Origin of the sequence: Pusillimonas minor (genome assembly GCF_014237865.1) — a bacterium.
In the GTDB taxonomy this organism is placed as follows: Bacteria; Pseudomonadota; Gammaproteobacteria; order Burkholderiales; family Burkholderiaceae_B; genus Neopusillimonas; species Neopusillimonas minor.
In genome coordinates this window covers 22,013-43,452 of the sequence record NZ_JACJUU010000002.1, presented here as the reverse complement: position 1 = coordinate 43,452, position 21,440 = coordinate 22,013, and the positions used below count along the sequence as shown (strand labels likewise).

Annotated in this window: 21 protein-coding genes and 1 riboswitch; of the genes, 8 read left to right on the top strand and 13 right to left on the bottom strand. The window is 58.3% G+C overall.

The annotated features are described in order from the left end of the window. Positions 1-8 precede the first annotated feature (8 nt). Together GTU67_RS02925 and GTU67_RS02920 are read right to left on the bottom strand one after the other, a co-directional pair. Positions 9-899, bottom strand: a complete 891-nt coding sequence (locus GTU67_RS02925; protein ID WP_185778682.1) for a lysophospholipid acyltransferase family protein — start codon at positions 897-899, stop codon at positions 9-11. 14 nt (positions 900-913) lie between these two features. Further along, positions 914-1,765, bottom strand: a complete 852-nt coding sequence (locus tag GTU67_RS02920; RefSeq protein WP_185778681.1) for a lysophospholipid acyltransferase family protein — start codon at positions 1,763-1,765, stop codon at positions 914-916. Between the two features lie 252 nt (positions 1,766-2,017). On the opposite strand from GTU67_RS02920, the gene metK reads away from it, so the two are divergent. The 5 genes from metK (at position 2,018) to metF (ending at position 6,194) form a co-directional block, all read left to right on the top strand. After that, positions 2,018-3,181, top strand: coding sequence for a methionine adenosyltransferase (gene metK, locus GTU67_RS02915; RefSeq protein ID WP_185778680.1), 1,164 nt, complete (start codon positions 2,018-2,020; stop codon positions 3,179-3,181). Then, on the top strand, positions 3,181-3,396 hold the full coding sequence (locus GTU67_RS02910) for a DUF1289 domain-containing protein (protein ID WP_185778679.1): 216 nt from the start codon (positions 3,181-3,183) through the stop codon (positions 3,394-3,396). Before metK ends, GTU67_RS02910 begins: the two co-directional genes overlap by 1 nt. Positions 3,397-3,426: 30 nt before the next feature. Then, positions 3,427-3,504: riboswitch (S-adenosyl-L-homocysteine riboswitch) on the top strand. 70 nt (positions 3,505-3,574) lie between these two features. After that, positions 3,575-4,993, top strand: a complete 1,419-nt coding sequence (gene ahcY / locus GTU67_RS02905; RefSeq protein WP_185778678.1) for an adenosylhomocysteinase — start codon at positions 3,575-3,577, stop codon at positions 4,991-4,993. Positions 4,994-5,019: 26 nt separating this feature from the next. After that, positions 5,020-5,358 carry a phage holin family protein gene (locus tag GTU67_RS02900; protein WP_093970985.1) on the top strand — a complete coding sequence of 113 codons (339 nt, stop codon included), beginning with the start codon at positions 5,020-5,022 and terminating at the stop codon, positions 5,356-5,358. After that, a complete protein-coding gene (metF, locus tag GTU67_RS02895; RefSeq protein ID WP_185778677.1) occupies positions 5,355-6,194 on the top strand; it encodes a methylenetetrahydrofolate reductase [NAD(P)H] in 840 nt (279 codons plus the stop codon). Before GTU67_RS02900 ends, metF begins: the two co-directional genes overlap by 4 nt. Positions 6,195-6,272: 78 nt before the next feature. Here metF and GTU67_RS02890 read toward each other — a convergent pair whose 3' ends face one another. Next, positions 6,273-6,908 (bottom strand): 5-formyltetrahydrofolate cyclo-ligase, encoded by a 636-nt coding sequence (locus GTU67_RS02890; RefSeq protein ID WP_185778676.1) that lies wholly within the window; start codon positions 6,906-6,908, stop codon positions 6,273-6,275. Positions 6,909-6,935: 27 nt separating this feature from the next. Between GTU67_RS02890 and GTU67_RS02885 the strand changes: the two genes are divergently transcribed. Both GTU67_RS02885 and GTU67_RS02880 read left to right on the top strand, forming a co-directional pair. After that, the gene (locus GTU67_RS02885) at positions 6,936-8,957 is read left to right on the top strand and encodes a lytic transglycosylase domain-containing protein (protein ID WP_185778675.1); all 2,022 of its coding nucleotides are present in this window, start codon (positions 6,936-6,938) and stop codon (positions 8,955-8,957) included. Beyond that, a complete protein-coding gene (locus GTU67_RS02880) occupies positions 8,957-10,132 on the top strand; it encodes a tRNA nucleotidyltransferase/poly(A) polymerase-related protein (protein ID WP_283245237.1) in 1,176 nt (391 codons plus the stop codon). The genes GTU67_RS02885 and GTU67_RS02880 overlap by 1 nt, the downstream gene beginning before the upstream one ends. Before the next feature lie 46 nt (positions 10,133-10,178). Here GTU67_RS02880 and GTU67_RS02875 read toward each other — a convergent pair whose 3' ends face one another. The 3 genes from GTU67_RS02875 to GTU67_RS02865 form a co-directional block, all read right to left on the bottom strand. Beyond that, on the bottom strand, positions 10,179-11,333 hold the full coding sequence (locus GTU67_RS02875; RefSeq protein WP_185779016.1) for a class I SAM-dependent methyltransferase: 1,155 nt from the start codon (positions 11,331-11,333) through the stop codon (positions 10,179-10,181). Positions 11,334-11,639: 306 nt separating this feature from the next. Continuing rightward, on the bottom strand, positions 11,640-12,278 hold the full coding sequence (gene wrbA / locus GTU67_RS02870) for an NAD(P)H:quinone oxidoreductase (RefSeq protein ID WP_185778674.1): 639 nt from the start codon (positions 12,276-12,278) through the stop codon (positions 11,640-11,642). 72 nt (positions 12,279-12,350) lie between these two features. Next, complete coding sequence (locus tag GTU67_RS02865; protein WP_185778673.1) at positions 12,351-13,049, bottom strand: pirin family protein; 699 nt, start codon at positions 13,047-13,049, stop codon at positions 12,351-12,353. A gap of 120 nt (positions 13,050-13,169) precedes the next feature. Between GTU67_RS02865 and GTU67_RS02860 the strand changes: the two genes are divergently transcribed. After that, entirely contained in the window at positions 13,170-14,066 is an 897-nt protein-coding gene (locus tag GTU67_RS02860; RefSeq protein WP_185778672.1) for a LysR family transcriptional regulator, read from the top strand. A gap of 87 nt (positions 14,067-14,153) precedes the next feature. On the opposite strand, the gene GTU67_RS02855 is transcribed toward GTU67_RS02860, so the two are convergent. From GTU67_RS02855 to trpE, 7 genes are all read right to left on the bottom strand, one after another. Next, entirely contained in the window at positions 14,154-15,905 is a 1,752-nt protein-coding gene (locus GTU67_RS02855; RefSeq protein ID WP_185778671.1) for a DEAD/DEAH box helicase, read from the bottom strand. Between the two features lie 368 nt (positions 15,906-16,273). Next, on the bottom strand, positions 16,274-16,996 hold the full coding sequence (locus tag GTU67_RS02850) for a uracil-DNA glycosylase (protein WP_185778670.1): 723 nt from the start codon (positions 16,994-16,996) through the stop codon (positions 16,274-16,276). After that, positions 16,996-17,472 (bottom strand): HIT family protein, encoded by a 477-nt coding sequence (locus tag GTU67_RS02845; RefSeq protein WP_185778669.1) that lies wholly within the window; start codon positions 17,470-17,472, stop codon positions 16,996-16,998. The genes GTU67_RS02850 and GTU67_RS02845 overlap by 1 nt, the downstream gene beginning before the upstream one ends. Next, positions 17,472-18,260 (bottom strand): indole-3-glycerol phosphate synthase TrpC, encoded by a 789-nt coding sequence (gene trpC, locus GTU67_RS02840; RefSeq protein ID WP_185778668.1) that lies wholly within the window; start codon positions 18,258-18,260, stop codon positions 17,472-17,474. Before trpC ends, GTU67_RS02845 begins: the two co-directional genes overlap by 1 nt. Next, positions 18,257-19,291, bottom strand: a complete 1,035-nt coding sequence (trpD, locus tag GTU67_RS02835; RefSeq protein ID WP_185778667.1) for an anthranilate phosphoribosyltransferase — start codon at positions 19,289-19,291, stop codon at positions 18,257-18,259. Before trpD ends, trpC begins: the two co-directional genes overlap by 4 nt. A 19-nt stretch (positions 19,292-19,310) precedes the next feature. Further along, positions 19,311-19,874, bottom strand: coding sequence for an anthranilate synthase component II (locus GTU67_RS02830; protein WP_185778666.1), 564 nt, complete (start codon positions 19,872-19,874; stop codon positions 19,311-19,313). An 18-nt stretch (positions 19,875-19,892) separates the two neighbouring features. Further along, complete coding sequence (trpE, locus tag GTU67_RS02825; protein ID WP_185778665.1) at positions 19,893-21,413, bottom strand: anthranilate synthase component I; 1,521 nt, start codon at positions 21,411-21,413, stop codon at positions 19,893-19,895. Between the last annotated feature and the right edge of the window lie 27 nt (positions 21,414-21,440).

Genomic DNA, 21,440 nt, shown 5'->3' with positions numbered 1-21,440 from the left:
AAATACGCCTAATAGGGTTTGGGTTCGCCGGGCGGGCGTGTTTTAAAACGGCGGTGAACCCAATAATACTGGGCCGGATCTTTGCGAATCCAGCCCTCGAGCAAGGCATTGATACGTGCCGTGTCGGCTTCGGGGCCGTCGTTGCCGGGGAAGTCAGGGATGGGCGGCATCAGCTCGACATGGTAGATGCCGGTGTGCTCGTCAAGACGGCTGACGATAGGCAGCACCTTCGCGTTCCAGGAGCGTGCGATTTGAGCCGTACTGAGCAGCGTGGCCGCCTGCAACCCAAAAAAAGGTACAAATGCGGCCCCTTCAATACCAAAATCCATGTCGGGCAGGTAATACACGGGGATGCCTTTGCGTAACAGGCGGATCAGCCCGCGCACACCGTCGTGCCGGCTGATCAGAAATGATTCGTTAAAGCGCGACCGGCCTTCGCGCATCAGATCGTCGATGTCGGCGTCGCTGGATGGCGTATAAAACGTTGCCGTTTGGGGCGAGTCCATGGTGACACGGGTGCCTGCAGCATCAAGGCCGACAAAGTGCGGGGCCAGAATAATGACTTTCTCGCCGGCCTTGACGTGTTGCTCAAGGTGTTCGTAGCCTGACAGCTGGACGGTTTGACGTACGCGATCGGGGCTGCCAAACCAGATCAGGCCCCGGTCGATGATGGACAGGGCCAGCAAACGGAAATGCCGCTGCAAAACGGTTTCGCGTTCGGTGTCAGTCCATTCGGGAAAGCACAGGCGCAAATTAGTGCGCACAATGTGGGCGCGCGACTTCATAAGCCTAGGCGCAAGCCAGCCCAGCACGCGCGCCCAGCGCAGGCGCGTTGCCGTTGGGCATCGCCCAAAATAGGTGAACAGGGCACGCAGCGCGCGCGCTTTATTGATTTTCATAGGCTACAGGTGAGCTAAAGCCCGGTTTCAGGTGGCGGCGGGGCGCCTTCAGGGACCTTATACCGCTTGTAGCTCCAGAGGTATTGCGTCGGAAATTTACGGATGAGGGTTTCCATGGCCGCATTGATCAACCGTGCCTGGCCTGCAGCATCGGTGGGTAAGGGCTCGGGCAGGCGGCTGTAGTGCAGGCGCCAGCCTTTGCCTTTGGGGAGACGTTCGCCTGCCATCAAGATAACGGCAACGCCGGTTTGCGCGGCCAGTTTTCCCGCCAGCGTCATGGTGTATGCCGGCCGACCAAAAAACGGGGCCCATACGCCATCGCCTTGGGTCGGGACCTGGTCGGGCAGCATGCCCACCGCCTCGCCGCGCTTGAGCGCCCGGACGAATTCGCGTACGCCTTGCATGTTGGCAGGTACGGCTTTGACGCCCGACGTGTTGCGGGCGGCATCCATGACCGGCGCCAGCACGGGTTTGCGTGGCGGCCTGAACATGACGGTAATGGGCCCATGCTGGGTAAGGTAGCGGGCGGTGATCTCGAAGCAGCCCAGATGAGGCGTGAGATAAAGAATCCCGCGCCCCTCGGCAAGGGCCGCTTTAACCACCTCATCTTCGTCGGTCACGACTTTTGACAGGCACTCGGTGTTACGCAGCCATACCTTGGGCAGCTCCATGATCATAGCGCCGGCTTGCGCTGCCGCAGCCCGGGCAAAGGCCGGGCTGTTGTAGCCCGCCTGGCGGGCATTGGCCTGCAGGCGGTCGCGATATTTGCCCGGCAGGGCATACACCAGGCGCCCCGCAACCCGACCGATAGCGTGCAACACAGGTAGCGGAACCGAGGCCAGCAAACGTAACAGGAAAAGCAGCATGAGTGGTAAGTGGCGGCAGTCTCAGACCGGCAAATGAAACAAAAGACTATTTTCGCTTAAAATGAAAAGTATCGCTGAGTTAACCGACAACTTGCGGGGCGATACCAAGGCGGCGGCGCAAGCTTTTGCCCTGAAAAATAATCCGCTAAAGCGTCGCGCCCTGATCGCAGCTTCACAGCCTGGCATCCGAGGTGCAACGCAACCCGTTCAACCTCTGTGCCGCCAAACGGCCAACCTAGAAGGATGTCCACTGTGTCAAGCAACGATTACCTCTTTACCTCAGAATCCGTTTCCGAAGGCCACCCCGACAAGGTCGCCGACCAAATCTCCGACGCGATTCTCGACGCCATTTTCGAACAAGACCCTTACGCCCGTGTTGCCGCAGAAACCCTGTGCAATACCGGCCTGGTCGTACTGGCCGGCGAAATCACCACAACCGCCAACGTCGACTACATCCAGGTCGCGCGCGACACCATCAAACGCATCGGCTACGACAACACCGACTACGGTATTGACTACAAAGGTTGTGCGGTATTGGTCGCCTACGACAAACAGTCGCCCGATATTGCCCAAGGTGTAGACCGCAACCCCGAGGCCAATATGGACCAGGGCGCCGGTGACCAGGGCCTGATGTTTGGCTACGCGTGCGACGAAACCCCCGACCTGATGCCTGCACCTATCTGGTACGCGCACCGTCTGGTGCAACGCCAAAGCGAATTGCGCAAAGACGGCCGTTTGCCCTGGTTGCGCCCCGACGCCAAGTCGCAAGTCACCTTCCGCTACGTTAACGGCAAGCCTGTCGAGGTCGACACCGTCGTACTGTCCACCCAGCACCACCCTGAAATCTCCCAGGCCGATATTCGCGAAGCCGTCATCGAGCAGATCATCAAGCCTTGCTTCCCCGACGGTCTGTTAACTGACAAAACCCGGTTCATGATCAACCCCACCGGTATTTTCGTCATCGGCGGACCGCAGGGCGATTGCGGCCTGACCGGTCGCAAAATTATCGTCGATACCTATGGTGGCGCTTGCCCCCACGGTGGCGGCGCGTTCTCGGGTAAAGACCCCTCAAAGGTCGACCGCTCGGCTGCTTATGCTGCGCGTTATGTGGCCAAAAACATTGTTGCAGCGGGTCTGGCGCGTCAGTGCCAGGTACAAATCAGCTACGCCATCGGCGTGGCCGAGCCCATCAACATTACGGTCAACACCAACGGTACCGGTGTTGTCGGCGACGACAAAATCGCTCTGTTGGTCCGTGAACACTTCGACCTGCGCCCGCGCGGCATCATCAACATGCTGAACCTGTTGCGCCCTATCTATGGCAAGACAGCAGCTTATGGTCACTTTGGCCGTGCCGAGCCCGAGTTCACCTGGGAAGCCACAGACAAGGCCGATTTGCTTAGAAAGGGCCTGTAATGTCCTCGTCCAGCCGCGACCACGACGACAATCACAGCTTGTCTCCTACCGACTCGCCGTGTGTCGCCGTATGCTCTACCTTGTACGACGACATTTGTCGCGGCTGCGGACGAACAGCCATGGAAGTGGCCAACTGGGTTTTTTTGTCTGAAGACGAGAAGCGCGTCGTCTGGGCGCGCATCAAAAGCCAGGGTTATCCGCGCCGTCAGGGCTAGATAACGCTGGCAATTACGCTACAATGACACCACCCTGAGGGGCGCTGCGACGGGATACTCCCCGCTAGGCTCAGGGTCGTTTCTTTTGTTCAACGGCGCTCATCATCACCTGCTGGCCGGGTGGGGTGGGCAAAATCGTTGCTCCGCACCGGTCTCGGCAGGTTTAAGGAATTTTTCCATGAACACTGTTGCTGACACCAATTTCAAAGATTACATCGTTGCCGATATCGGGCTGGCCGGCTGGGGTCGTCGTGAACTCGCCATTGCCGAAACCGAAATGCCCGGCTTGATGGCCACGCGCGAAGAATACGCTGCCGCGCAACCGCTTAAAGGCGCCCGTATCGCTGGCAGCCTGCACATGACCATCCAAACTGGTGTGCTTATCGAAACCCTGGTCGCCTTGGGTGCCGAAGTGCGCTGGGCATCGTGCAATATTTTCTCTACGCAAGACCACGCCGCCGCAGCCATTGCCGCTGCAGGCATTCCTGTCTTCGCCGTCAAGGGCGAAACCCTCGAAGAATACTGGCAGTACACCCACAAGCTGTTCGAGTGGCCCAATGGCCAGCAAGCCAACATGATTCTCGACGATGGTGGTGACGCCACGCTCATGCTGCATTTGGGTACCAAGGCCGAAAAAGATATTTCCGTTCTGGCTAACCCCGGCAGTGAAGAAGAGCGTGTGCTGTTTGCTGCCATCAAGGCGCGTCTGGCTACTGACCCCACCTGGTATTCCGTGCGTCTGGCGCAAATCAAAGGGGTTACCGAAGAAACCACGACGGGCGTGAACCGCTTGTATCAAATGGCCAAAAAAGGCGAACTGGCGTTCCCTGCCATCAACGTCAATGATTCGGTGACCAAGTCCAAGTTCGACAACCTTTATGGTTGCCGCGAATCGCTGGTCGACGGCATCAAGCGCGCGACCGACGTCATGGTCGCCGGCAAAATCGCTGTTGTCGTGGGCTTTGGCGACGTCGGCAAGGGCTGCGCTCAGGCGCTGGCCGCGCTGCGTGCCCAGGTTTGGGTTACCGAAATCGACCCTATCTGCGCCTTGCAGGCCTCGATGGAAGGCTACAAAGTGGTCACCATGGAAGAAGCTGCCGACAAGGCTGACATTTTCGTGACGGCTACCGGTAACTACCACGTCATTACGCGCGCCCACATGGAACGCATGAAAGACCAGGCTATTGTTTGCAATATCGGTCACTTCGACAACGAGATCGACGTCGCAGCCATCGAAGACCTTGAGTGGGAAGAAATCAAGCCTCAGGTCGATCACGTCATTTTCCCCGACGGCAAACGCATTATTCTGCTGGCGCAGGGCCGTCTGGTAAACCTGGGTTGTGCGACAGGTCATCCGTCGTTCGTAATGTCGGCTTCGTTCACCAACCAAACCATTGCTCAAATCGAGCTATTCACCCGTGGCGATGCCTACAAAAACGGCGAAGTTTACGTCTTGCCCAAGCACCTCGACGAGAAAGTTGCTCGCCTGCACCTTAAAAAGCTGGGTGTAAACCTCACGACATTGTCCGAGCATCAAGCCGCGTACATTAACGTGTCGGTCGACGGCCCTTATAAGCCCGATCACTACCGCTATTAAACCTTGAACTTCAACGGAGGCTGACCATGGAAATTTTGCTGATATGGATTCTCAACGCAGTCGCACTGCTGGTCGTGGCGTATGTTCTGCCTGGTATCACGGTGGCATCGTTTGGATCGGCCCTTGTGGCCGCGCTGGTTCTGGGCTTGCTCAATACCCTGGTCAAGCCTCTGTTGGTTCTGCTGACGCTGCCCATCACTATCGTGACCCTGGGGCTGTTTTTGCTGGTACTTAATGCGCTGGTGTTCTGGTTTGCCGGCTCCATTCTCAAAGGCTTTCAGGTCAATGGCTTTTGGTGGGCCTTGTTGGGTGCATTTGTATACAGCATTGTCTCGGGGCTCTTGTCCAGGTTGATTTCACAATGAATGCTTCCAAGGCGCTAAGCCTAGAGTTCTTTCCTCCGCGCGATGCCGCTGCTCAAGAAAAGCTGTCTGTGGCGGCGCGCAGGTTGTCGGCGTTAAACCCGGCGTATGTCAGCGTAACGTTTGGTGCGGGCGGTTCAACGCGCGAAGGCACTGCCGAGGCCGTTCGCCTGATGCAGGGATTGGGGTTCGATACCGCACCGCATTTGTCGTGTGTGGGCTCAACCCGAAGTGTACTGGCCGATATTCTTGATGCCTACCGCAACACTGGAGTACGGCGTGTGGTTGCCTTGCGTGGCGACCCACCTTCGGGCATGGGCATCGATAGCGGCGATTTGCATTATGCCGTCGACCTCGTCCGTTTTATTCGCGAGTACTCTGGCGACTGGTTCCATATCGAGGTAGCGGCTTATCCCGAAGTGCATCCGCAGGCCAAAAGTGCGCAGTCCGACCTTGATCATTTTGTCAGCAAGGTTAATGCGGGTGCCAATGCAGCCATTACGCAGTACTTCTTTAATGCCGACGCTTATTTCGACTTTGTCGATAGGGCGCAGGCCAAAGGGGTTAATGTTCCTATTGTGCCGGGCATCATGCCCATCACCAATCAGGTTCAGTTGTTGCGGTTCTCCGATATGTGCGGGGCCGAGGTTCCGCGCTGGATCCGCCAACGCCTGGCCGACTACCAGGGTGACCTGGCCTCGATCAAGGCCTTCGGTAAAGATGTCATTACGCACATGTGCCAACGTTTGCTCGACGGCGGTGTGCCAGGCCTGCACTTTTACACATTAAATACGGCAGAAGCCACACTGGCCATTGCACATGACCTGAAGCTAGGCTGATGCGTCTTTGGCGGCATGGTTGTCAGCATGCTTAACGCCGGTACGGTTGTACCGGCGTTTTTTATTAGACGGTTTTTATTATTCGGGCAGTTTCAGCGCCCAGCCTTTGTCCGTCAAAATGCCGTCCAGCCGGTAGTCGTGAGGATGAGACTCGTAGACAACATCGCCCATGCGGTCGATATCGCCGCAAGCCCAAGCAATGCCTAGTGCCACAAAAGCATGGCCCTGTGCTTTCAGGTTGGTCAGGGTGCGGTCGTAGTAGCCTTTACCGTAGCCTACCCGGTCGCCCTTGCGGGTAAAGCCCAATGTAGGCACCAAAATGACGTCGGGCGCCGGCGCCTGTTCGCCCGCGGGTTCGGCAATGCCAAATGCGCCAGGCTTCATGTCGGTATCCGGTGTCCATAACCGAAACGTCAGCGGTTGTTCGGGGCCGGTTACGACGGGTAACGATACCGTGATGTCTTCTTCTTCAACCCACTGGTATAACAATGGCGTCAGGTCGGGCTCTTGAGCAATAGGCCAAAATGCAGCAATATTTTTAGGTGCGGGCTTGCCTGCCTTTTTTAGTGCGTCGCGCGTGGTGGCCAGCCAGGTAAACAGGCGTCCGCGCATCAGTAACGCACCGCGTCGCGCCTCGTTCGGGTCCTGCGCTAAACGTAACGCTTTCAGGCGGTCTCGCAGGGCCGGCGTCTTATTCTCTATACTGTTGCTCATGGCGGTTACTTCGTAAGGTTGTTCAAGATGGTGTTCAAGCAGTCCCAACGGTATCAGAAATTGTTTCGTCGTGCCGGTGTTGCCCTTGGCGGGCTGATAGCCGTTGCAAGCGTGACGTCTTTCCCGGCACAAGCCCAGTCTTCCGCGCCAGTCGAAGTCATTCGCATCACCGCGCAAACCGACGCCCCGCTGCAAGCGGTCATCGATGCGCGCGACGCCATGCAAAGCAAGCAATGGGGGCGCCTCGAGGCCCTGGCGCCGGTGGCAAGCCAAGACCCCTTGCTGGGGTCTTATGCCGAATACTGGTTGTTGCGCCGGCAATTGCAAGATCCAACATCGCCCGTGCCCACCGAGCGTCTTGAGCGCTTCATGGCCACCAATAAAGATGCTTATCTGGCCGATCGTATTCGGGCTGATTGGGTCGTCGCTGCAACGCGCACCGGAGACTATCGCCAGGCCCTGGCACTGGGCCCGGTGGTCGCCAGCAGTACGCTGGTCGATTGCGCAGTATTGCTGTCCCGCCATATGTCCGGTCAGCCGGTTAACGCCCAGGTGGCTGTCGATACCTTCCGACCGGTCAGTACATGCTGGATGATGCTCGATCAGCTTGTCGACAGCAACGTCGTTATCTGGAAGCACTTGCAGCCCATGCTGCGCGATACGCTCGAAACCAACAAAACGGGCGATGCGCAACGGCTGGCTGCACTGATGTTCAATGCGGTGCAAATGAAGTCGTATGCCGCGCTCATGAAAAACCCCAAGCAGTGGCTGTCAACGCAGTCAGCGCCGCGCACGCGCGAAGATTTCGAGCTGGTTACGTTGGCCTTGTCTCGCCTGGCCCGTGGCGATCGCGATGCCGAAACGGCGTATGTCCAGCAGCGTTGGGCCAACGTTATTTCAAAGGCCGACCTGCAATGGGTGTGGGGGCAATTTGGGTTGGTGTCGGCGCTTAATGTCGAGCCCGAAGCCGTCAATTGGTACCGCCAGTCGGGCAATATTCCTAAAAGCGATTACAACCATGCCTGGGAGGTGCGTTCCGAGCTTCGGCAGGTACCTGTCGACTGGAAGCAGGTAGGCAACGCTATTCGCAAAATGACGGCGCGCCAGCAGGCCGAGCCGGTATGGGTGTATTGGTATGCCCGTTCGTTGGCGGCTGTAGGAAATGAGCAGGCAGCAACCAAGTTATATCAGTCCATCCTGGGCGACTACGGGTTTTATGGGCAGTTGGCCCACGAAGAGCTCGGCATGCCTATTGCCATGCCGCCCAAGCCGGCCCCGGTAACCCCCGACGAGTTCGCTCAGGCACAGGCAAACCCCGGGCTGCAGCGAGCCATCAAGCTTTTCGATCTGGGGTGGCGGGCCGAGGCTGTGCCCGAATGGAACTTCACCCTTCGCGGCATGACTGACCGTCAGTTGCTGGCGGCAGCCGAATTGGCGCGCGAAGAGCAAATTTTTGACCGGGTCGTCAATACGTCGCTGCAAACCACCGAAGTAGCCGACTTTTCGCAACGCTTTGTCGCGCCATTCGAGGGGCGCGTCAGTCAGAAAGCCCGCGAAATCAACCTCGATCCGGCCTGGGTTTATGGCCTTATCCGTCAAGAGTCGCGGTTTATTACCGATGCCCGGTCTCGGGTGGGGGCGTCCGGCCTGATGCAACTGATGCCGGCGACGGCGCGCTGGGTGGCCAAGAAAATCGGCATGACCGATTTCAAACCATCGTCGGTCAACGATTTCGAAGTCAATACGGTGTTGGGTACACAGTATTTGCGCATGGTGCTCGAAGACCTGGGCGGTTCGCAAGTACTTGCAACGGCGGGCTACAACGCGGGTCCTGGGCGTTCCATTCAGTGGCGCGCCAAGTTGCGTGGGCCGGTCGAAGGGGCGATATTTGCCGAGACTATCCCGTTCACCGAGACGCGGCTCTATGTCAAGCATGTGCTATCCAATGCGGTGTATTACGACATGCTTTTCAGCGGTAAGCCGCAATCGCTCAAGGCGCGCCTGGGTGTCATCAGCCCTCAGCCGCGCCGGGGTACAGGCCTGCCTTAATGACCGGGCTTTTACCGTTGCCGGTCGCCGAGCCCGATCCGGTTACCGACGGGTTGCAGGTGTACATTGTTGGGGGTGCGGTACGTGACGCCTTGCTGGGGTTGCCGGCCGGAGACCGCGACTGGGTAGTCGTGGGTGCAACCCCCGAAGCCATGTCGGCACGAGGGTTTGTGCCCGTCGGTGGCGATTTTCCTGTCTTTCTGCATCCGGTCACCAAAGAAGAGTACGCGCTTGCACGCACTGAAAGAAAGTCGGGGCGGGGTTATCAGGGGTTTACGTTTTATACCGGGGCCGATGTCTCGCTGGCCGACGATCTGCGTCGGCGCGACCTCACCGTTAATGCCATTGCGCAAACGCCCCAAGGCCAACTGGTCGATCCGCTCAACGGCCTGGCCGACATCCAGGCCCGTGTGCTGCGCCATGTCGGTGATGCCTTTGTCGAAGACCCCGTCCGCCTGTTGCGGTTGGCGCGTTTTGCAGCGCGTTTTACCGACTTTTCAATAGCCTCCGAAACCCAGGTCCTGGCGCAGCGTCTGGTGGCCGACGGAGAGGTCGACGCCCTGGTTCCCGAGCGGGTATGGCGCGAGGTGACCAAGGGGCTGATGAGCGCGCACCCTGCGCGTATGTTCGAAGTCTTGCGTGATACCGGCGCCTTGCCGCGCGTTATGCCGGGTTTTGTCTTTGACGGCAATCTGGCGGGCAGGCTGGTGTGCGCGGCGTCAAATGGGTTGCCTTTACCGGCCCGGTTTGCGCTGGCCGTGCTGCAAAGTCCTTCGCCTGAGTCATTGGCCAGGCATATGCGTGCACCTGTCGAGGTGGCTGATTTTTGCCGCTTGTTGCCATGCGTCGTTGCGTGGCAGTGTGGTACTGGCCAGAATGACGCTGGCTTGCCGTCAAGGGCTGACAGGGCGTCGCCAGAAAGTGTGTTGACCCTGATCGAGCAGGCCGATGGTTTGCGCAAACCCGATCGTTTCCAAGCGTTGTTGCAGGCAGCGGCCTGTACTTGTCAAGAAGCGCAGTCTGCGATGTCAATAACGCAGTGGCAGGCGTGTCTGGCCAAGGTGCACGACGTTGACGCCGGTGCGGTCGCGCGGTCTTGTGCCGGCCGGCCTGCAGAAATCAAAACGGCGGTGCGGGCGGCGCGTTTGGCGGCCCTTGAAGCGTTGCTGGTTTAGCCACAGAGGCCGATGTCAAGGCGATGCGGTATTCTCGGCCGGCAAGTCAGAGCCGGTCGCGACGGTCGCCTTGCATAAAGCCAAGCAGGGGGCCGTCGATGTCTTTACCAATCGCCAGCACCTTGAACAGTTCGCCCATCTCGGCTTCCGACAGCAACTTTTGTACAGGCCCCATTTGGCGTGCGTGCGCCACCGGGTCGGCCGGGTCGATGTCGGCAATTAGCGCGGGCAACCCGGCATTGATCAGGAAGCGGGCCTGCGAGGTATAACCCAGGACGTCAAGCCCGCCTTCCAGCGCTGCGTCGGCCATGGCGGTAAAGTCGACGTGGGCGGTGATGTCTTGCAGGCCCGGGTATAAAAACGGGTTGGCATGTGCCTGATGCCGGTAATGGCACATCAGCGTGCCCTCCGCCCGTTGCGGGTGGTAGTACTCGTGCCGAGGGAAACCGTAGTCAATGAGCAGCGCGGCCCCTTTATGCAGCCAGTCGCCCATCCCGGCTACCCAAGCCTCTGCCTGCACGTTGACTTCAGAGCGGTAACCCGGCAACGCCGGCATGCGGCTGCCTACCAGCTTCTGCAAGCGGGGTGATGCCGCCCGCGAGGCCCAGCAGAAGCCGTTGGTATACGTGACGCCCATTTCCTGCAGCTTCCCGTCATCGTCCCACTGAAACAGGGTGACCGGCATGGCGTCCATGACTTCGTTGGCAATAACGCAACCCTCGAACGCCTCGGGGAGCTGGCTTAGCCAGACTACGTTGGCGCCCGTGTTGGCAAGGCGAGCTTGCTGTCGCGCTTTCAGGTCGGCCGAGACCTCGATGATGGTGTAGGTGGGCTGTATGCCCAACTGTTGCAATGCGGGGATGATCGATGCCGCCAGCGCACCTGACCCAGCGCCGAATTCAAGCACATGCGTTGTGTTTGTTTGCTGCAATACCTGGGCGACTTGTCGCGCCAGCGTCTGGCCGAATAACGGCGTAAGCTCGGGCGCAGTGGTGAAGTCGCCTACCGGTTGGCTGCTGCCAAATTTTTCAGCGCCTGCAGCGTAATAGCCCAGCCCGGGGGCATAGAGCGCCAACTGCATCCATTGGTCAAAAGGTAAAAATGCGTTAGACGCCGACTTGATTTGCGCTTCGAGGTGCCGGTGCAGGGCCGCGCTGTGCTCTGCGGCAATGGGGTCTGGTTCGGGAAGCGCTGACGACATCGAGGATTGGGGCGTTGGTGTTTGTGCTTTTGATTGTGTTGGCACGGGAGGTAAGGGCGCGGGGGTTGTGTTGTTGGGTACGGCAGCGCCCGTGGGCGGCCCTTGCCGCTTTAACACGTGCAACGAGTACAGCATAGAGACCAGAAAACCCGCGAGCAAGCCGATGGCCGCTGCGACAACGAAGTTGTCGAGAATGAACCAAAGAATGATTGCCAGCAGCAGCGACAGGAAAACGGGTTTGGTGGCCAGTTGCTTCATAGGGCCCGATTTTACGCGTAAACCGTACGCGTAAAATCGGCAGGTCGATCAGGCCGATTCGGCGGCACTTTGCATCGCTTCACGACCCAGCTTTTGCGCCAGAGCCATTTCGGCCACGTGGCGGCCCTGGAAGCGGGCGCCGTCAAGCTCAACCGTGCTGGGCTGGCGGCTGCCGTCGCCGTTGGCAATTGTAGACGCCCCATAGGGTGTGCCGCCATTGACCTGGTCATTGAGGGTTTGGCCTTGGAATGAGTAGGGCAGGCCAACTACTGCCATGCCGTGATGCAAAAGCACGGTATGGAAGGATAGCAGTGTGGCCTCTTGGCCGCCATGTTGAGTGGCGGTCGATGTGAACACGCTGCCAACTTTTCCGATCAGCTTGCCTTGTGCCCACAGGCCGCCGGTCTGATCCAGGAAGTTTTTCATCTGCGAGGACATCATGCCGAAACGGGTCGGCGTGCCGAAAATAATGGCGTCATAGTCCGCCAGTTCGGCCGGCGAGGCGACGGGCGCGACCTGGTCCACCTTAAAGTGGTTGTTGCGTGCTACGTCTTCGGGCACCAGCTCGGGTACGCGTTTGACGTCGACCTGAGTGCCGGCAACCGTCCGAGCGCCTTCGGCGACGGCGTTTGCCAGGGTTTCAATATGGCCATAGGCCGAGTAGTACAGCACCAATACTTTAGACATGTGAAATTTCCTTATAAAGAAACTGGGGTTGATGTTGTTGCGGTAGCAAGGTCAGGCCATGCGGTTTGGTGTTCAAGGAAGGTCAAAGACCAGGACTTCGGCATCGTCCCCGTTAGCCAGAGTTAGCGTCGATTCGCCCAAAATCCGGGCGCCGTCGCCAGCTTTCAAGGCATGGCCGTTTAGCGTGACCTTACCTTTGGCGACATGCACGTAACCGTGCCGCGCAGGGTCGATAGGCTTCGTTATGGCGTCGTTGTCGTCAAGCAAGGCCGCATAAATGCGTGCGTCCTGACGTATTTTCAAAGCGTCGTCTTCACCCGCTGGCGAGACCAACAAGCGAAGCTGCCCACGCTTTTCATCTTCTGTAAAAAAGCGTTCCTGGTAGCCTGGCGCAGTTTCTGTTTCATTTGGCGTGATCCAGATTTGCAGAAAATGAGTGGGCGCCTCTTGCGAGCCATTGAATTCGCTATGCCGAATACCCGTGCCAGCGCTCATCAGTTGAACGTCGCCAGGACGTAAAACCGAACCCGATCCCAAAGAGTCTTTGTGAGCCAAAGCGCCTTCAAGCACGTACGAAAAAATTTCCATGTTGCGATGGCCGTGCGCGCCAAAGCCCTGAGCAGGCGCGACGGTGTCGTCGTTGATGACACGCAGTGCGCTCCAGCCCATTTGATCGGGGTCGTAGTAGTTGGCGAACGAGAATGTGTGGTGGCTGTTGAGCCAGCCGTGGTTGGCGTGGCCGCGGTCTTCAGCTTTGCGAATTTCGATCATTTCGGCCTCCGGGCTTGTGTCGTTGAGTGACGTTATGGCCATTTTATGGTCAAATGAGTAGATAAAAAATCGCTAAATTACGATAAAAATAATCGAATTTTTAGATATAAAGGCGGGTGGATGAAAACAACGCTAGAGCAATGGCGGGCCTTTCAGGCGGTGGTCGAATATGGCGGCTATGCGCAGGCGGCCGAACGGCTTCATCGCAGTCAGTCATCGGTCAGTTATCTGGTGGGGAAGCTGCAAGAACAGCTGGGTGTTGTGCTGCTTGAAGTTCAGGGGCGTAAGGCCGAACTCACCGAGGCAGGCAGGGTATTGCTCGAATACGCGCAAAGCTTGCTGTCAGAAGCCAACGGCATCGAAACTCTTGCGCAGCGCATCGGTGAAGGGTGGGAGACCACGCTCAAGCTGGTGGTGGATGCGGCATTTCCCACGCAAGCATTGGTCGAAACCATGCACCAGTTCAATGGCCGTGCGCCGGCAACCCGCGTTCAGCTCACCGAAGTCGTTTTGTCGGGTGCCGAAGACGCCGTAATGGAACAACAGGCCGATATTGCGATTTCGGCGCATGTGCCTGTCGGTCGGCTGGGACAGAAGCTATGCGACATCGAGTTTGTAGCGGTGGCCCGCTTTGACCACCCCTTGCATCAGTTGGGGCGGATGCTGACCGAGCACGACCTGAAAAGTCATTTGCATGTGGTGGTGCGCGATTCGGGCATGAAGCAGCCGCGAAACGAAGGCTGGCTGGGGTCTTCGCATCGGTGGACAGTAAGCGGCTTTCCGGCGTCGCGGGCCATGGTAGTGGGTGGCCTGGCCTTTGCCTGGTTGCCCACCCACATTGTGCAGCCCGATATCGACGCCGGGGTGCTGGTGCCGTTGGCTCTGGGGCCCTACCAGCGCCGCTTTGGGGCCTTGTTTCTTATCTACGGGCACCCCGATCGTATCGGCCCCGCCACTGCCTTGCTGGCGCAGCTTTTGCAAGAAACCGTCACGGCACGCTGTCCGGTGCTGCAATAACAAGACGCCCTGCAATTCTGGCTAAAACCAGGGTTGCAGGGCGTCTTGTTGCAGACGGCGCGGGGGTGTTCCCCGCACTATTCTGTTTTATGCAAAGCGCGAAGGACGGCTGGTTGCGCCTGTCTTGGCACCCGCAGGCTTTTTGAAGCTGGGGCGGGGGCGGGCAGGGCGATCAGTTGCTGCGGCTGGGCCGTCGTGGCGCTTCGAGCCGCCAAAGTGGCCACGGTGCGCGCCGGCATCCTGGTCGCGATACGCCGGGGCGCGGCCTTCAAAAGCCGGCTTGTCGCCAAAGCGGCCTTCGGGTTTGCTGTACGCAGCACGACCTTCGGGCTTGCCGAACGAAGGCTTGTCGCCGAAACGGCCTTCGGGTTTGCCATACGACGGCTTGTCGCCGTAGCGCCCTTCGGGTTTACCGAAAGCAGGCTTGTCGCCAAAACGACCTTCAGGCTTGCCGAACGAAGGTTTGTCGGAGAATCGGCCTTCTGGCTTGCCAAACGAGGGCTTGTCGCCAAAGCGGCCTTCTGAACGTTCGTAGGCAGGTTTGTCACCGAAACGGCCTTCGGGCTTGCCATACGAAGGCTTGTCGCCGTAGCGGCCCTCGGGTTTACCGTAGCCGGGCTTGCCGCCGCCAAAACCGCCGCGTGCGCCGTAAGGCTTTTTGCCGCCGGGCTTGCGATCGGTGTAGGTGGGGCGCACAGTCTTCTTGGGTTCCAGACCTTCAATGACATCTGAAGGGATAGGCTGACCAATGAAGTGCTCGATACGACGGATTTTGTGACGTTCGGCATGGGTAGCCAGCGTAAAAGCCAAACCATTGTTGCCGGCACGGCCCGTACGACCAATACGGTGCGTGTAATCTTCGGGCTGCATGGGCAAGTCGTAGTTGATGGCGTGGCTGATGCCCTGAACGTCGATACCACGGGCAGCGACGTCGGTGGCGACCAGAATACGCAGTTTGCGTTTTTGCAGCAGGCCCAGCGTGCGTGTGCGCTGGCGCTGGTTCATGTCGCCATGCAAGGCGCCGGCCTGGAAGCCCTGATCAGACAGACGGATGGCCAGGTCATCGGCGCCGCGTTTGGTTGCCGTAAATACAATGGCTTGGTCAAGGTTGGCGTCGCGCAGCAGGTGGTCGAGCAAACGCAGTTTGTGGTTGTTGTCGTCTGCATAAAGCAGGCTTTGCGTAATGTTGCTGTGCTTTTCTTTGTGGCCCGACACTTCGATACGAAGCGGCTCGCGCATCATTTTGCCGGCCAGGCGGGCAATTGAGCCGTCCAGCGTCGCCGAGAACAACAACGTCTGGCGATCGGCTGGTGTGCTGGCCACAATGGTTTCAATGTCTTCAATAAAGCCCATGTCCAGCATGCGGTCGGCTTCGTCGAGCACCAATGTGTGTACGGTCGACAAATTGACGCGGCGTGCCTGAAGGTGATCGATCAGGCGACCCGGCGTGGCAACCAGGACATCGACGCGACGCGACAAGGCTTTAAGCTGGGCGCCGTAAGGCATGCCGCCCACAACGACAGCTGTGCGCAGATCTTTAATGTGGGCGCCGTAAATTTTGGTGGCGTCGGCCACTTGCATGGCCAGTTCGCGGGTAGGGGTCAAGACCAGTACCTGAACGCCTGTGCCGGCGTTGGCGGGCATTTGCGCAATGCGGTTCAGGGCGGGCAGCATGAACGCGGCGGTTTTACCGCTACCGGTTTGTGCCGACACCATCAGGTCGTGGCCTTCGAGGGCTTTGGGCACAGCGGCGGCTTGCACCGACGTAGGGGTGGTAAAACCGGCTTTGCTGACGGCAGACAATAGGGTAGGGACGAGACCCAGGTTCTCAAAAGACATGCGTATTCCTTTGCCGTTGTTTACGGCATACACTGGCCTGGGTTCAAAATGACCCATTGGCCGGTTGATTGAAAGCATCGTGCCGACCAATCAACCTGGAGTGCAGCGGGTTTGCAAGGCAAACCGCAACGGGAAAGGCTTGGGGGTCAGGGAGCGATGGCGTCCGACATGGGTGCTGACGAATCAGTCAACTGCTGGCACACAACCCGTGGGTTGTATAAAAATGTCGACGCGTTTTAATGCAGTGCCCGGAGTATAGACCGCTGAGCAACATTAGGGAAAGTACTAATTTGTAACGCAATCGTCATGTTGTGCAACGACACACGGGTTTGTCATGGCATTAAACGGTGCATCAGGTAGGCCGTTGGTTACCAGTTAATGGGCGTTTGGCCGTGTTCGGCCAGCCATGCGTTGGTCGTGGCGAAATGCCCACACCCTATAAACGGTACGGGTGGGCGGCGCGCCGACAGCGGCGACGGGTGGTTGGCGCAAAGCACCAGGTTGTGTGGGTTATCGGGGATCAGGCTGCGTTTTTGCTGGGCATGGTTGCCCCACAACATAAACACTTTGGGTTGCGTGCCCTGCGCTACGCGGCTGATCAGCGCATCGGTAACGGTTTCCCACCCTCGTCGGGCATGCGATGCCGGCTTGCCCGACGCTACCGTCAAGACAGTGTTCAGTAACAGCACACCTTGTTGCGCCCATCGGCTCAGGTCGTGCGACTGAAGTGTCAGGCGGTCGGGAAACTCAAGCTGCAGTTCGGTAAAAATATTACGTAAGCTGGGTGGGCAGGGGCATTGCTCGGGCACACTGAAGGCCAGGCCATGCGCCTGCCCGGGGCCGTGGTAAGGGTCTTGCCCCAAAATAACCACCTGCACATCGTCCGGAGTAAGCCCTTGCAATGCCCTGAACGGCTGCGCAGGAAATATCGCTGTGTTGGCCGCCAGGCGTTCGTTTAAATAGGTGTCCAGGCCCGCCAATGCAGCGGCAACGTCGGCTTGCGCCAACACGCTGCGCCAGGCCGCCGGCAGCCCGGCAATGTGCGGCGATAGCGGGCCCGTGTACCGGTTGTCGAGGTAGGGGGCCGACATTACGTTGATGCAGGGCGATACGCGGGCAATTGTGCCAGTGCGTTGCGCAAGGCGTGATGGTAGTCGGCCATCAGGTTCAGTTGTTGTTCCTGAAACACGTCCCAGGCCAGGTTTTGTTCAGGGGTGCGTTCGCGGGCTGGGGCCCAGATGGCGTCAGGAAACCGGCTGTCGAGCCGCCAGCGCGGGATGATGTGCCAGTGCAGGTGGGGCACCTGGTTACCCAGCTGTGCCACGTTCACCTTCACCGGGCTGAGCTCGTTGCGCAGCACACTTTCAACCACCCACACCACCGACATTAAATGTTCGCGCTCGTCGTGGGTCAGGTCTGTCATTTCGGTGACATGGGCATGCCAGACCACGCGTGTAAAGCCCGGAAAGTCGGGCTCTTGTGCATCAATCACCCGCAGTCGGTCGTCGCTCCATATTTCTACCAGCGGGTTGCGGGTACACAGGGCGCATTGTTGACTGGCGCTCATCAGAAAAACAGCGCTTTCAAAGCCAGGCCGGGGTCTTCGGCGCGCATGAAGCGTTCGCCGACGAGAAACGCGTTGACGTGATGCGAGCGCATGAGGTCGACATCTTCTCGCGACAAAATGGCGCTTTCGGTCACCACGAGTTTTTCTGCAGGGATCAGGGGCAGCATGTCGATGGTGTTTTGCAATGACACCTCGAAGGTACGCAGGTTGCGGTTGTTGATGCCCAGCAGGCGTGTCTTCATCTGCAGGGCCACCTCAAGTTCGTCGCGGTCGTGCACTTCGACCAGGACGTCCATACCCAGTGACATCGCCAGCGCTTCCATTTCGTTAAGTTGCGACGGGCTTAGCGCTGCAACAATCAGCAAAATGCAATCGGCCCCGATCGCGCGAGCATGGGCGACCTGATAGGGGTCGATCATGAAGTCTTTGCGCAGCACCGGCAACGAGCACGCAGCCCGGGCTTGGCGCAGATAATCGTAAGACCCCTGAAAGAACTGCACATCGGTCAGCACCGACAAACAGGCTGCGCCATGTGCTGCGTACGAGGCTGCGATTTCGGCAGGGTTGAAGTTTTCGCGGATCACGCCTTTAGAGGGTGATGCCTTCTTGATTTCTGCAATTACCGCGGGTTTGCCTTGCTGGATTTTGCTTTCCATAGCACTTAAAAAGCCGCGCACATCCTTGCGACTTTCGGCTTCGCGCAGCACGTCAGCTTCGCTGCGCATTTGGCGGGCGGTAGCGACTTCAGTTTTTTTGGTATCAATTATTTTTTGAAGGATGTCACTCATGACTGGAATTTCCGTGTAAATGCGCTGAATTGATTCAGTTTGTCGAGGGCGGCACCGCTGGCAATGAGTTCGAAAGACAGTTTTACAGCGTCTTTGATGGTGGCGGCACCGTTGCCGGCATAAATCGCCAGCCCAGCATTGAAACCGACGATATCACGCGCGGCGCCTTCTACGTTGCCCAGCGCTTCTTTAATCATTGCCGCAGACTCGTCCCGGCTATTAACTTTGATCGAGCGATTCGACGTCATGGTAATGCCAAAGTCTTCGGGGTGAATCTCGTATTCGTTGATTTCGCCGTCTTTAAGCTCGCCGATAAGGGTGGGGGCGCCTAAAGAGGCCTCGTCCATGCCGTCTTTGCCATGGATAACCAGAACATGTTTTGACCCAAGGCGTTCAAGGACGCGGACCTGGATACCGACCAGGTCTTGGTGGAATACGCCCATGAGCTGATTGCCGGCGCCGGCCGGGTTCGTGAGCGGCCCCAGAATATTGAAAATGGTTTTGACGCCCAGCTCTTTACGAATGGGCGCGACATTTTTCATGGCGCCATGGTGGGCGGGAGCAAACATAAAGCCAATACCGGTCTCGGCAATACATTCTGAAATTTGCTCGGGGTTCAGGGCGATATTGACACCCAGGGCTTCGACAACGTCGGCACTGCCTGACGACGAAGAGGCGCTTCGGCCCCCGTGCTTGGCAATTTTGACCCCGGCTGCAGCGGCAACAAACATTGCGGCGGTAGAAATATTGAAGGTGTTGCTGCCGTCACCGCCTGTCCCTGCCATGTCGAGCAGGTCGTCGGGGTCGGGCGTTTCTACTTTAAGTGCAAACTCGCGCATGACTTGTGCCGCTGCGGTAATCTCGCCAATAGTTTCTTTTTTGACGCGCAACCCCATGATGAGGGCCGCGGCAATTTGCGGCGACATCTCGCCGCGCATCAGCATGCGCATCAGGTGCAGCATTTCGTCGTGGAAAATTTCGCGGTGCTCAATGCAGCGGGTCAGCGCTTCCTGGATAGAAATATTTTTCATTTTTGGTGGTCCTGTTTTTTTACATTGTAAGAAATCGGCGAAGCAGGTCGTGACCGTACTCGCTCAAAATAGATTCGGGATGAAACTGTACGCCCTCGATAGGCAAGGTTTTATGACGAACGCCCATAATCTCGCCGTCTTCGGTTTCGGCTGTTATGACCAGGGTGTCGGGCAAGCTGCTGCGCTCAATGGCTAAAGAGTGATACCGCGTGACGGTAAAAGGCGAGGGCAAGCCGGCAAAAACGCCCGCGTCGTCGTGCGTAATGGCCGAGGTTTTGCCGTGCATAAGTGTTTTGGCGCGCACGATGTTTCCGCCAAAAGCTGCGCCAATCGCCTGGTGTCCCAGGCAGACGCCCAGAATGGGCTTGCGGCCGGCAAAGTGCTGTATTAAAGGCACTGAAATGCCGGCTTCTGCGGGCGAGCACGGCCCGGGTGAAATGCAGATCCGGTCTGGGTTGAGGGCGTCAATGTCGTCCAGGGTGGCTTGGTCGTTACGCAGCACCACCACGTCTTCGCCCAACTCGCCAAAATAATGTACCAGGTTGTAGGTAAACGAATCGTAGTTATCAAGCATCAGCAACATGGTTGTCTCCGGTTGCATTTAAACGGGTTCGTCCAGACCAAACTGGACTTTTTCGGCGGCGCGAATGACGGCACGCGCCTTGGCTTCCGTTTCTTGCCATTCTTTTTCCGGGTCGGAGTCGGCCACAATGCCGGCGGCGGCCTGAACATAAAGCATGCCGTCCTTGATGACGCCGGTACGAATTGCAATGGCGACATCCATTTCGCCGCTGTAGCTCAGGTAGCCGGCGGCGCCGCCGTATACGCCGCGGCGCACGGGCTCAAGTTCGTCGATGATTTCCATGGCCCGTACCTTGGGCGCGCCCGTCAGGGTGCCGGCCGGGAATGTCGCGCGCAAGACATCCATATTGCTTTGCCCGGGCTTCAGCGTGCCGCTGACGTTCGACACCAGATGTTGAACATGCGAGTAGCGTTCAATCGTCATGGTTTCGGTCACTTTGACACTGCCCGTTTCTGCGATACGACCAACGTCGTTGCGGGCCAGATCAATCAGCATCATGTGTTCGGCCCGCTCTTTCGGGTCGGCTTGCAGCTCTTCGGCCAGTTGTTGGTCTTCTTGCGGGGTTGCGCCGCGACGGCGCGTGCCCGCCAGCGGGCGAATGGTGACGACCGAGCGCGTTTTATGGTCTTCGGTCACGCTTTCCTGTCGCACCAGAATTTCCGGCGACGAACCCACCACATGGAAACTGTCGAAATCCCAGTAGTACATGTAGGGCGACGGGTTGAGTGAACGCAGGGCGCGGTAGAGCGACAGCGGTGAGTCGCGGAAGGGCTTGGTGATGACCTGGCCAATTTGCACTTGCATGACGTCGCCGGCAGCAATGTATTCTTTGGCGCGCAGTACCGCCTGCAAGTAGTCTTCTTTGGCAAAGCTGCGGTGGCAGTCGGTTTGCAGGCTGGCGTAGGCATACGGGATCGTGACAGGCGTGCGCAGCTTCTCGCGCAATGTTTTCAGGCGGCGTTTGGCTTGCACGTAGCTTTCGGGCTGGCTGGTGTCTGCATATACCAGCAGGTAGGTCTTGCCCGCCAGGTTGTCAACAATGACCAGTTCGTCAATGTGCAGCAGCATCAGGTCGGGCGTCCCCTTGCCTTGGCCGGCCGGGAAAGGTTTGACCGCTGGCCCAAGCTTGGCCTCGATGTTGCGAACGGTGTCGTAGCCAAAGTAGCCGGCCAGCCCGCCTGCAAAACGCGGCATGCCTGGGCGCAAAGCGACTTTGAATCGCGCCTGATATTGCTCGATGAACGTCAGCGGGTCGCCCTCGTGGGTTTCTACCACCTTGCCCTGGTGCAGCACTTCGGTGGTGTTTCCGCTGGCGCGGATGACGGTTTTTGCCGGCAGGCCAATGAAAGAGTAGCGTCCAAAGCGTTCCCCGCCCACGACCGACTCAAGCAGGCAGCTGTTACGCCCGCCATCAGGCGAGTTGTAGGCCAGCTTCAGGTAAATGCTTAACGGGGTGTCCAGATCGGCGTAGGTTTCCGCAATCAGCGGAATACGATTAAAGCCTTGGGCGGCCAGTGCATTGAATTCTATTTCGGTCATAAAAGGTCTCGGTGGTTAGGTTTGCAC